Here is an 11,969-nt window from a genome sequence, read left to right on the forward strand (position 1 = left end):
AACAATAGGGTGCTTTCATGATACGAAAGCACCCTTGATTTTGGTATCACAATAAAGATAAGAAAAAGACGATTCCATTCCAAGACAGATGAACGAGAGTTGAGTTCAAGCAGTCCGTTTGCCATCGCACTATACCAAGTGTGAGACCTAAACTCCCATAAATCACCCAAGTGAATAGACTAGAGGGGTGGTGGGCTAAGGCAAAGAGGAAACTCGTTAACAACACTTGAATCACTGGTTGAGACAAGACTCCCCACAACACTTCACGGTAAAAGACTTCTTCCACGACACTAGCATTAAGGAGAAAAAGAATAAAGGACAGAACAGGAATCTGATTTTGAACAGTCACTAACGTTTCTTGGTTTGGTTCGCTTCCTGAAAATAGAGCACTCATGATAAGAGCCATACTTGCCATCACACCTAGACTACCAAGTAACCAAAGCCCTCTCTCCTTCAAGGATAGGTTTCTTTTAGGGAACTTAAACCTTTTCCAGCTCCACAATAGCAGGGCTAAAAATGTCACTTGTAAAACGGGTAACCATGCCCCATTTAGCCAACCAACCAGGTAAAAACTCACTAGGAGTACATTGACATGAATGGCTCCGTACATCACTGCTAGTCGTTTCATCGCTATCTCCTAAACAACTCTTCATAGTCAATCTCTAAAACACTCACTATTTTCTCCACCCATTTGCTTTGTGGCATGAGACGATGGGATTTGTAGTGGCGAAAGGTTTGGTAGAGGCGCTTAAACTCACTAGGGTAGACGTATTGGCCCTTAAACATCTGTCGAGCAAGGTCAGCCCATGACAGTCCTTTTTCCATAACGATAATTTCTAAATTTTCCCAAAAACGATCGTTCATAACTCCTCCTTATGTCACCAGATCCTTAAAAAGATGTTCACGAAAGGAAACCACTTTTTGACTTCTCGGAAGAAAGGTCCTTGCTTCTTCTAAACTCATATCGGGATACACGTTGTCCTCACAAACCACAATTGGGAGACGAAGATTCTGGTCAGGTTTCCGTAGAACTAACGTCACTAACTCACTCAATTTCATCTCTCTATGACCTTTAAATCGTTGTAGCGAGGGGGATAAGAGCGTAAAACAATCACTGCTTTTGGTAAACAAGCACAATAAGTCTTCACGTGACAGGTTACTTACTTCTTTACTGGAGTAGGAAATACCATGCGAGTCACAAAAAGAAAGAAGTTTTTGATTCCGACTGGTGTTTCGACTTAAATAGATTTCTAACATCGTATCCTCCTACACAGATAGCTCCTTCTCTAATGCTTGAGTTGGTGGGGTAAACACCTTACTCATATCAATAGGCGACCTGCCTTCACCAAAGCACTTCACTGTTATTAATGTGGTGACGACATCATTCTTATCATTCCAAGAATAGCCTTGCCCATATGCCCTAAAGGCGAGATTGTTCTCATCCGTTAGATAAGTATCAACACCTTTTTTGATGTCTTGGGTTTCAATAAATTCAAAAATACGATGTAAGTTGGACTCATAAGCTAACAGATAATTCATTTCTTTGTGGTAGTCATCTTCAAAAGTGACATCAATGTCACAATCATAATTGGGTAAAGAAGCAATCATCTCCGAAAATCTCTCCACTTCTGCTTGATGTATGGCTTCTTCTAGCTCCGTGCAGTTCCTAATACTTTTACTATGTAATAATTTCATGTTCTTCCTCTTCAATCTTTCTAAATTCTCTAGCAATGGCCTCGATAACGGTAACGGTCACGCTATTGCCTGCTTGTTTATACAACTGACTTTTACTGGATACGTTCTAAGCTCTGTCATAAGCCCAATCAGGAAATCCCTGAAGTCTAAAACACTCTCTAGGTGTTAGGCGTCTGATTCTCAACCGATACAGTTTTCCATCTAGGATTATTCCAGTCACTTCATACCACTTGTCCTTACGGTATTCCAAAGCAGCAACTACCACTCCCATATTGTCAGAAGTGGTTAAGGTATTTGAAATCCCCTTTCCCACTCGTCCTCTGCGTTTGTTAGACTATGGGTAAGCAAGGTTGACAGAATCTCCCACTATTGCCTTGGCATACCCTAGTTTAGTCGCTTCCCTAATTTTCAAATGTGGCGCTTCTTCACGACAGAGAATCTTAGGAACTTTATCCCCTCCTTGCATGGTTGTCAACGTTGGAGAAAGCCCTGAAAGGTCATAAACTCGTCCAGTTTGGATAAAAGAAGTTGGTAAAGTTCCTGCGACAACTACACCATGCCGATCTTGGCTAGTTAAAGTAAACATCGGATCATCGTTCCCTTTAAAGCGTCTCCCATGTTGGCGTTTTTCTAGCCTATCAGGGGTTAAAACTGGAATGGCAATTTTAGTTCCCTCACCTTTTCCTCTGGTTAAGGTTGGTGCTATCCCACGTGATAAATAGACTTCTCCATTCATCCCTTTGCTTGACGGATTAACATTGCCTAATCGTTCAAGACCAGCTGAGCTGTTTTCTCCTCTGAGAGGAAATAGGAATCGGGGACGGTATCTTCTAGAATGTCCGATAATAAAAATTCTTTCACGGTTTTGCGGCACTTGGAAATCTTTACTGTTAAGCACCTGCCATTCGACATCATACCCCAACTCATCCAATGTGGTGAGAATTGTTCGAAATGTCTCTCCCTTGTCGTGACTGAGTAAGCCCTTGACATTTTCGAGGAATAAAAAACGTGGTTGGATCTGTTTGGCCGCTCGAGCAATCTCGAAGAACAAAGTTCCCCTAGTATCCTCAAATCCCAATCGTCTGCCTGCGAGTGAAAATGCCTGGCAAGGGAATCCCCCACAGATGATGTCCACTTGCCCTCTAAGTTGTCTAAAGTCTTGGTCTGTGACTTGTCTAATATCATGAAATTCTATTTCTCCTTTGGTCTCATAGATGGCCTTGTAAGATTTCCTCGCAAACTTGTCAATCTCACAAAAGCCAATACACTCATGGCCTTCACGAGTTAACCCCAGTCGAAAGCCTCCAATTCCTGCAAACAAATCTAAAAACTTCATGTCTCTCATTCCTTTCTGACAAAATTAAAAAGGACCTTACTTCTTGCGTAACGTCCTTTCTTAACAATGATCTTCCATTTCTGGGGCAGTAATAAGTTCAAAAATAAACCAAATCATTCCTAATCTCCAAATACCTAATAATATCCACCAAAACATCTTACTCATCCCCCTTTTAGTTCTTTTAAGCGTTGTACCTTGGTCCATTCGGATAAGACACCATTAAAGACGTATTCCGCTATCGTTTCTGATCTATCCGCAAACCTCATATTCTCTAAAGCGTACTGATAACGATGATCAAAATAAATCATGGCATAATCACTAGCGGCACGTGATAGACCAACTTGTCTCAACTGATCATGTACCAAGCCCCAAATGTAATCTCTGTCGTATCTTGTGACTCGGTCTACTTTACGTTGAAAATTGTCATTGTCACATTTCTTACTTGTTAGACTTTCTTTCTCCTCCTCGTCCTCAATGATTGACTCACTCTCTTTAGTTTCACTCATATCAGTCTCACTAACTTCAGTCTCACTAGTGGCTGAATTTAAGACTGGCCCCGGCTGATTTTGATACCCCCCTAGTGTTTTTTGAACACCACCCCCGTCTGAATTTGAGACTGGGGTAGGTTCATGTTCCAACTCACCTAAGTAAATTTTATTCGCCAAACGTCCTTTTTCACTGGAAGATTGTTGGACTTCATCTATCAAACCATACTCTCGTAAGGTTTTCTTAATCGTCAATAATTTTGACTTGGAACAGCCAAGCAGTGACATGAGTTTGGAGTTGGAATAGACCAAATAAATAGCTCCATCTTCATCTATCCACCCTCTACTTAATGACAATTCCAAACGGTCTTTTAGAACAGCATAAGCAACCTTAACTTCTAGTTTCATATCCTTGTAGCGTTCGCTCTCAAATAAGAGTTTAGGGAGCTTATAGTAACGTTCTGACGTTTGATAGTGATTTGCGGTGATACGTTTCATGATTGTCCCTCCAGCACTAACAGACCAACATTCCCCATGTCATCAAACTGGATTAAGCCAGACTCTTCCATCTCACCAACTATCCATGTCGCTTTCTCAATATCGATTCCCATGATAGCCATGAGATGACACATCACAATTTGTCGTGATGACTGTTCATTCTTTTGCATGATTTTCCTCCTGAGAATAAAAAAAGCGAGAACACTTATTAAAATGTTCTCGTAAAATTCTAGGCACCAAACTAGGCACCAAAAATTGATTATTTTTGCGTATTATTGCTAAACACTACAATTACTTACCAAAGAAAAAAATAGTAAAAGCCCTGATAAATCAAGGCTTTTGGGCTATATTTCCTATTTTTTGATTTTGCAATTTCACATGACTCCCATTCAACCATTGAATTGTCGGCATTATCTTACATTCCTTTTCTATTTTTGGTTCAAATCATTTCTTCCTATTATAACAAAATTTATCTAAGGAAAAAACTTAGACAATTTCTACTAAAACCTAATCTAATCTAATCATTCTATGTTATAATAAGTCTATTAGAAAGAGGAGTACATGAAAACTGTTACCATTTTTTATAATCCAAAATCTGGCCAAAAACACGAAGAATTAGCTAAAGAAGTTAAAAGCTTTTTTATCGAAAATCATTTTAATGAAAAAGATATTAATATCATAACCCCCAAAAGTGCTGAAGAATCATTTCAACTAGCCAAAAAAGCTTCACAAAATAAAGTTGATATCGTAATTCCACTTGGAGGAGATGGAACTATCAATAAAGTTTGTGCTGGTGTTTACGAAGGTGGTTCTTTTTCAAAAATTGGTTTAGTTCCTGCAGGTACCGTAAATAATTTTGCAAAAGCATTAGATATTCCATTAAATACACAAGAGGCACTAGAGAGTCTACTTGATGGCTACACACAAACAGTTGATATGTGTAAAGTTAATCAGTCTTATATGATTAGTAGTCTAACACTAGGAATTATGGCTGATATTGCTTCTCATGTAACCCCTGAAGTAAAACGCAAATACGGTCCTCTTGCCTTTATCAAGGATGGTTATCGAATCATTAGAAGAAACAGGTCTTATGTCATTAAACTAGAATATGATCAAGTTATTAAGATTATTAAGACTAAGTTTTTGCTGATTACAATGACAAATTCAATTGCAGGAAGGCCAGCATTCTCGCCTGATGCTAAAGTAGATGATGGGCTATTTAGAGTCTATTCATTAAAAGATATTCATTTCTTCAAATTACTGTTTCATCTTAAAGAATTCCGAAAGGGTAAATTTGACATGGTTCCAGAAATGGACCATTTTAATACAGATCATTTAGTTATTTCACCTATTTCTAGAAAGAAACGGGCAAATCCTTTTACTAGAATTGATGGCGATAAGAGTGATCCTTTACCAGTTGATATCAAAATCATAAATAAGGCAATAAACGTTATTGTTCCAAAAAAGTAATTTAGTAAGTAGATTGAGTACCAAAAAAGTCCTTTTACGACATAGTAAAAGGACTTTTAAATTAGTCATTTTCATGAATATCATAGTTACTAAGTAACCAGTCACCGACACCTGGAGCATCTGGGTCATGAGAAGTTTTACCAGTATCGAGATTACGGACTTCTTCAAGTTCTTCAGATGTTAATTCAAAATCAAAAATATTAAGGTTTGATATGATACGCTCTTTATGTGTTGATTTTGGAAGAACAACAATTCCTTCTTGGTTTTCAAATCGTAGAATAATTTGTCCAACATCTTTACCATACTTTTCAGCCAGCTTAAGGATTATAGGATGAGTTAAAAGATCTTTATTACCTTGTTCAAGTGGTCCCCATGCTTCAATGACAACATTATCATTGGAGCAAAGCTCACGCAACTCTCTTTGTTGAGCAAAGGGATGTAATTCTACTTGGTTTACTGCTGGAAGTGTCTCAAATTGAGGAATAAATTTTTTCCAAATTTTTGGAGTCATATTAGAAACACCAATTGATTTGATTTTACCCTCTTTTTTGAAATCTTCTAAAGCATGCCAAGCTTCAAGTACTTCTCCATATGGCTGATGTAGTAACACAAGATCAATATAATCTAATCCAAGTTTTTCAAAGAAGTATTTAATCCTTTAACTGCTAAATCATAAGCATAATCTTGTAACCAAAGTTTAGTCGTAACAAAAATATCTTCACGTGGAATGCCTGAGTCAGCAATGGCTTTCCCCACTTCTTCTTCATTAAAGTAAGCTTGTGCAGTATCAATATGACGATAACCCGCTTCTAAAGCTTCTTTAACGGCATTATAAGTTAACCCATCGGCTGGAATTAGAAAGACTCCAAATCCAATAGCTGGGATACTGTTACCATCGTTTAACTTAAATGATTGTGACATAGTAGACCTCCAAATTTCTCTTTATTACTATTAATTATTTGATTTAATCAGACTTTGACTATGGAATAATAAGCATTTAAAGAAAAAGAGAAAAACACTCATCAATTTAACTATCATATCAAATCTGAATGTTTTTCTTATTTTATTCATTAAACACAGTTAAATCTAATCGTCATTACTTATGTTGTGAAATATTATCAACTAGTGATTGTAAGCCTTTAACTGCCTGATTTAATGCATCAAGGGCTTTATCTCCATATTCACTGGACGTATCTTTTGCCGTAGATAACCCTTTTTCAAAAACTTTTGAAGCTTTTTGACCATAATCATCAACAACATCTTTTGTATCTTTCCATTTTTCAGAAAGCGTATTTTGATATTTATGTGATTGGTCATGGAAAAGATCATTGAAATGGTCAATATTAAAACTTTTATTTTTTTCTTCCTTTTTGGTTGATACTAGATAATAGGTAAGACCAGCAACACCGCCGACTGTCAATCCGACTAATAAGCCTTTGTTTTCTTTTTTCATCTTAATACCTCTTTTGTTTTTTGAGATTTGGTGTTTTACTATCCTTAATAATTTTCTTAAGTAGTTTAACCGCTGGTGCAGCTAGTAAAACCAATTGTACTAAATCTAAAATTTTAACATTATTTTTTTTCATTTAAATTCCTCAACCTCATCTTTCTTTTTGCTATTCCAAATTGACCATATAATTTTATAAATATATAGTCTGTACGGAAAACTACCAAGATAAACAGCCTTTGCTACTAAAATTTATAGTGACAACACTATTTATCTTTTATATTGTTATTATAGAATGATTTGGAAAAAGAGTCAAGTAATTAACATTATTCCAAATAAAAAAAGACTTTAGTAAGTCCTTTTTTATTAAATTAAATGATTGAAATCCCAAATTTCATTTACCCAGCCCTCATAAAAATCTGGTTCATGACAAACCATCAAAATAGAACCTTTGAAAGCTTGCAATGCTCTTTTTAATTCATCCTTAGCATCAACATCTAAGTGATTTGTTGGTTCATCAAGCACTAATATATTGTGTTCTTGATTCATTAAGAGGCAAAGTCTCACTTTAGCCTGCTCTCCACCTGATAAGACTTGTATTTGACTTTCAATATGTTTAGTGGTCAATCCACATTTTGCAAGAGCAGCTCTAACTTCAGCTTGATTCAAAGATGGAAAAGCATCCCAAACAGTTTCCAAAGGTGTTTTACGATTGCCTCCAGCCACTTCTTGTTCAAAGTAGCCAATCTCAAGAAAATCGCCTTTTTCAACAGTTCCACTAATGGGTTTTATAAGACCTAATAAACTTTTTAAAAGAGTTGATTTACCAATACCATTTGCACCAATTATAGCTATTTTTTGATTTCTTTCAAAGGTTAAATGAAGTGGTTCTTTTGTTAAAGAGTGATCATAACCAATCATTAAATCATGGGTTTGGAAAATAAATCGACTAGGTGTTCTTGCATCTTTAAACTCAAAGGTTGGTTTTGGTTTTTCAGATTGAAGCTCGATAATATCCATTTTATCCAGTTTTTTCTGACGAGACATTGCCATATTTCGAGTAGCAACTCTGGCTTTATTTCGATTAACAAATTCTTTCAAATCTGCAATCTCTTTTTGCTGTCTATCATAGGCAGCCTCTAGTTGTGACTTTTTCATTGCATAGACATCTTTAAATTGATAATAATCACCTGTATAACGAACCAAATCTTGATTTTCAACATGGTAAACAATATTAATAACATCATTTAAAAATGGAATATCATGAGAAATCAGCACAAAAGCATTTTCATAATTTTGAAGATAACGTTTTAACCATTCAATATGCTCAGCATCTAAATAATTAGTTGGTTCGTCTAAAAGTAAAATATCTGGTTTTTCAAGTAACAATTTAGCCAATAACACTTTTGTCCGTTGACCACCTGAAAGAGCTGTCATATCTGAATCCATTCCAAAATCCATTACACCCAAAGCACGCGCAACTTCATCTATTTTTGCATCTAAGGTATAAAAATCACGTGTCTCCAGTCGATCTTGTAATTCACCAACTTCTTCCATCAATGCATCAATATTAACCCCGTCATTAGCCATATCAGCATAAATCTGATTAATGCGTTCTTCCGTTTTAAATAGATCATCAAATGCCGTCCTTAAAACGTCTCGAACAGTTTGACCAGCCTCTAGAACTGTATGCTGATCTAAGTAACCAGCTGTGACATATTTAGACCATTCAATTTTTCCTTCATCTGGTTGCAAAAGGCCTGTCACAATACTCATAAAAGTAGACTTACCTTCACCATTTGCTCCAACTAAACCGATATGTTCTCCTTTTAGCAAACGAAACGAGACATTCTCAAAAATAGCTCTGTCTCCAAAGCCGTGACTTAAGTTTTTAACTTCTAAAATTGACATGATTTAATTGTTAATCAGAGAGGTTGAGCTCTAATTAATTTCCTTTCAATACTTAACTAAAAAAACCGATTTTATCGGCTCTTAACTGAAATCATTATGTCAAAAATAGTTTCTTTTGTCAATTTGTTCAAGAGACTGTTGACCTATTAATTGTTTTAAGATTGTCAGTTAAGACTTTGTAAGTTACAATAGTTAACAAATAAATGTGTATGGGTACAAACATAATGACTAAATATGAACAACTTTTTAATTGGATAATTAATCAAATCAAGTCTAATCACTTACAAAGAGGAGATAAATTACCATCAATTCGTCACTTGGCACAGCAATTTTCAGTTAGTAAAGATACTGTTCAGAGAGCTTTAAAAGATCTTGTTCGAGAAAATTACATTTATACAGTTCCAAAAAGTGGCTACTATGTTTTAAATTCAAAAAATAAGGAGAGTTACCAGCTTCCATTTACCATAGAAGACTTTCATAATCATGCTTTTGATGATTTTCACCGCTGTATTAATGATACTTTAAGTAATCGAGAAGAGTTTTTATTTAATTACTACCATAACAGCGCAGGGCTTGATGAGTTATTAACTGCTTTACATCATTACTTTTTTGAACAAAATATTTACCAACGTATGGAAGATATCATTATTACTTCTGGTACTCAACAGGCATTATATATTTTAAGTCAAATGTCGTTCCCAAATCAAAAAACAACTATTCTTTTGGAAGAACCAACCTATTCAAGAATGATTGATTTAGTCATAAATCTTAATTTACCTGTAATGACTATAAAAAGAGAATTTGGCAAACTAAACTTAAATCATCTTGAAAATCATTTTAAAAATGACAACATAAAATTTTTCTATACCATACCTAACTTATCAAATCCCTTAGGACTAAGTTATACAAGTGAAGAAAAACAACAAATTGCTAAATTAGCAAGTAAATATGATGTTTACATTGTTGAAGATGACTACTTAAGTGACTTTGCAAGAACTGATCAATTACCCCTTCATTATTACGATACTTCGTCTCATATTATTTACCTAAAATCGTTCTCAGCTATTTTATTTCCCACTTTACGAATTGGTGCCACTGTCTTACCTCATCTTCTTTATCCCAATTTTTTAAAAACCAAAAAATTAATGGATTACGATTCTAACCTTATCATGCAAAAAGCCTTATCACTTTACTTAGAAAATGGAATGTTTGACAGTAATAAGAAACACTTGCAAACAACAACATATGAAAGGCAATTGATTTATGAAGCTTGGCTAAAAGAATTACGAATAACGGATTATAGGATAACACCAAATTTTATTACGTTTAAACAAGATTCAGAAGTTGATTTTGCAACTTTAAAAACAATCACCAAACCTTTAGAACTCAAAAATGCCTACCTAAAGTCAAAAAAAAGACAGTACTTACAAATACCTCTGACAAGTCAATTATATGAACAATTAAAAAAAGCTACTCCAAAATAGAGTAGCTTTTTATTTAGTTTGTTCAAAACGTAAATGAACAATGATACTATCACCGTAACCATTTCGTTCCAGATCTCTTTGAAGACGATATGAAATATAATGCTCTGCAATATTAATATAGCCTGCATCCATTAATCGATTTTCGACAAGTGATTGAATCATATTAATGGTTGGTCTTTCAACTTTAGCATCTTCTAAATCGATGACAACTTTTTTTGTGACATTTGCTAAGTTCTGTCTCCAAGTTTCATCAATGACATAAACAGTCTGAGCAGCTTTAATAATAGCTTGAAAAATCTTTTCAGGATCAAACTCAGCAACTTGACCATCACGTTTAATGATTTGCATAGGGCACCTCTTTTCAATGCATTTCTTACTTTCTATTATGCAAATGTTTTCATAAAATGTCAAGTGAAAAGCTAATGAAAGCTTGCTGTACTTGAAAACATCTCATGTTAATGTATTACAGAAATCGTCTCAAATGTAATGAAAGTCTAGAAATATCATGTATCACTTTTTCTTTACAATAAAATTCTTTGATCACTTCTTCGATATAGGTTGAAGGGTACAAATTATGATAAGTAACTCGCCAACCGGAACTACAAATACTTATTATATCTGCAGCATCTTTCGTTTCTGCTCTTCTCATATAGATCATATTTCTTACCTCTTAGAACGGTATTTCAAATGACTATCCAGATACTAATAATTTGGTCTAAGTACCCCTTTAACTGTCTCTTTCGTAGCGGTCGCATCGCCTTCTAAAACAACATCAATTATTGTTTTGGCTTCTTGAGATGAACATGCTACGAGAGGTAAACGTAATGGAACAACATCAAATCCCATATAATTGAGTACCGCTTTTACTGGAGCTGGACTTGGATATGAAAAGAGTGCATTCACTTTCGGAATAAATTGACGTTGAATAGCTGCTGCTCCTTTTAAATCATTTTCTGCAATTTTAGTTAACATGTCGTGCATTTCATCACCATTGGTGTGTGATGCAACGGAAATAACACCGTCTGCTCCAAGATTCATTGCATGAAAAGCATCCCCATCTTCACCTGTATAAATCAAAAAATCATCTGGTTTATGTTCGATGAGATAAGCCATATTAGCAAGACTTGTACACTCCTTTACCCCGATAATATTTGGATGTTGCGCTAATTTTAAGAGAGTCTCAGGTTCCATTTCGACAACCACACGACCTGGAATATTATAAATAATAATAGGTAAATCACTAGCTTCTGCAATTGCCAAAAAGTGTTGGTACATACCTTCTTGTGATGGTTTATTATAATAAGGAACAATAGCTAATCCTGCATCAATACCACCAAAATTAGCAACTTCTTTAGCAAATTCAACAGAATCTCTTGTATCATTTGTACCGATACCAGCAATTAAAGGAACTCTTCCATTTACAATATTTTTAACATGTTCGAATAAATGTAATTCCTCCTCATGGGTTAAGGTTGGACTTTCAGCTGTTGTCCCTGCCAAAAGTAGTCCTTGCGTATGGTGAGCTAATAAATGCTCAATTAATTTTGGCAATGCTTCATAATTAATTGTGCCATCTTCATGAAAAGGTGTAATTAAGGCTGTAATAATTTTGGCTTGTTTTAAACTTTCAATAGACATATGAT

Annotated in this window: 13 protein-coding genes and 2 pseudogenes; 2 read left to right on the plus strand and 13 right to left on the minus strand. The window is 35.2% G+C overall.

Annotated elements, in window-relative coordinates:
- Window positions 1–46: 46 nt before the first annotated feature.
- The 7 genes and pseudogenes from STRUR_RS05790 to STRUR_RS11495 form a co-directional block, all read right to left on the minus strand.
- Complete coding sequence (locus STRUR_RS05790; protein WP_006740120.1) at window positions 47–628, minus strand: CPBP family intramembrane glutamic endopeptidase; 582 nt, start codon at window positions 626–628, stop codon at window positions 47–49.
- 2 nt (window positions 629–630) lie between these two features.
- A complete protein-coding gene (locus STRUR_RS05795) occupies window positions 631–864 on the minus strand; it encodes a hypothetical protein (RefSeq protein ID WP_006738851.1) in 234 nt (77 codons plus the stop codon).
- 9 nt (window positions 865–873) lie between these two features.
- Entirely contained in the window at window positions 874–1,257 is a 384-nt protein-coding gene (locus STRUR_RS05800; protein WP_006739184.1) for a thioredoxin domain-containing protein, read from the minus strand.
- Window positions 1,258–1,266: 9 nt separating this feature from the next.
- Window positions 1,267–1,695 (minus strand): hypothetical protein, encoded by a 429-nt coding sequence (locus tag STRUR_RS05805; RefSeq protein ID WP_006740546.1) that lies wholly within the window; start codon window positions 1,693–1,695, stop codon window positions 1,267–1,269.
- A pseudogene (gene dcm, locus STRUR_RS05815) lies at window positions 1,679–3,031 on the minus strand (DNA (cytosine-5-)-methyltransferase). Before dcm ends, STRUR_RS05805 begins: the two are co-directional and overlap by 17 nt.
- Before the next feature lie 161 nt (window positions 3,032–3,192).
- On the minus strand, window positions 3,193–4,014 hold the full coding sequence (locus tag STRUR_RS05820) for a replication initiator protein A (protein ID WP_006738611.1): 822 nt from the start codon (window positions 4,012–4,014) through the stop codon (window positions 3,193–3,195).
- The gene (locus STRUR_RS11495) at window positions 4,011–4,184 is read right to left on the minus strand and encodes a hypothetical protein (RefSeq protein WP_006738653.1); all 174 of its coding nucleotides are present in this window, start codon (window positions 4,182–4,184) and stop codon (window positions 4,011–4,013) included. The genes STRUR_RS05820 and STRUR_RS11495 overlap by 4 nt, the downstream gene beginning before the upstream one ends.
- A gap of 391 nt (window positions 4,185–4,575) precedes the next feature.
- On the opposite strand from STRUR_RS11495, the gene STRUR_RS05825 reads away from it, so the two are divergent.
- Window positions 4,576–5,484 carry a diacylglycerol/lipid kinase family protein gene (locus tag STRUR_RS05825; protein WP_006739137.1) on the plus strand — a complete coding sequence of 303 codons (909 nt, stop codon included), beginning with the start codon at window positions 4,576–4,578 and terminating at the stop codon, window positions 5,482–5,484.
- A gap of 61 nt (window positions 5,485–5,545) precedes the next feature.
- On the opposite strand, the pseudogene STRUR_RS05830 reads toward STRUR_RS05825, so the two are convergent.
- The 4 genes and pseudogenes from STRUR_RS05830 to STRUR_RS05840 all read right to left on the minus strand — a co-directional run bounded on the left by STRUR_RS05830 (window position 5,546) and on the right by STRUR_RS05840 (window position 8,842).
- Window positions 5,546–6,405, minus strand: a pseudogene (locus STRUR_RS05830) (aldo/keto reductase).
- A gap of 175 nt (window positions 6,406–6,580) precedes the next feature.
- Window positions 6,581–6,937 carry a hypothetical protein gene (locus tag STRUR_RS05835; RefSeq protein ID WP_006739033.1) on the minus strand — a complete coding sequence of 119 codons (357 nt, stop codon included), beginning with the start codon at window positions 6,935–6,937 and terminating at the stop codon, window positions 6,581–6,583.
- Between the two features lies 1 nt (window position 6,938).
- Window positions 6,939–7,070 (minus strand): hypothetical protein, encoded by a 132-nt coding sequence (locus tag STRUR_RS12020; protein ID WP_006739653.1) that lies wholly within the window; start codon window positions 7,068–7,070, stop codon window positions 6,939–6,941.
- 227 nt (window positions 7,071–7,297) lie between these two features.
- A complete protein-coding gene (locus tag STRUR_RS05840) occupies window positions 7,298–8,842 on the minus strand; it encodes an ABC-F family ATP-binding cassette domain-containing protein (protein ID WP_006740494.1) in 1,545 nt (514 codons plus the stop codon).
- Window positions 8,843–9,063: 221 nt separating this feature from the next.
- Between STRUR_RS05840 and STRUR_RS05845 the strand changes: the two genes are divergently transcribed.
- Complete coding sequence (locus STRUR_RS05845; protein ID WP_406874638.1) at window positions 9,064–10,326, plus strand: aminotransferase-like domain-containing protein; 1,263 nt, start codon at window positions 9,064–9,066, stop codon at window positions 10,324–10,326.
- A 9-nt stretch (window positions 10,327–10,335) separates the two neighbouring features.
- Here STRUR_RS05845 and STRUR_RS05850 read toward each other — a convergent pair whose 3' ends face one another.
- Both STRUR_RS05850 and dapA read right to left on the minus strand, forming a co-directional pair.
- The gene (locus tag STRUR_RS05850) at window positions 10,336–10,674 is read right to left on the minus strand and encodes an ATP cone domain-containing protein (RefSeq protein WP_006738787.1); all 339 of its coding nucleotides are present in this window, start codon (window positions 10,672–10,674) and stop codon (window positions 10,336–10,338) included.
- A 354-nt stretch (window positions 10,675–11,028) separates the two neighbouring features.
- Entirely contained in the window at window positions 11,029–11,964 is a 936-nt protein-coding gene (dapA, locus tag STRUR_RS05860) for a 4-hydroxy-tetrahydrodipicolinate synthase (protein ID WP_006739107.1), read from the minus strand.
- Window positions 11,965–11,969 lie beyond the last annotated feature (5 nt).

Origin of the sequence: Streptococcus urinalis 2285-97 (assembly GCF_000188055.2) — a bacterium.
Lineage (GTDB): Bacteria > Bacillota > Bacilli > Lactobacillales > Streptococcaceae > Streptococcus > Streptococcus urinalis.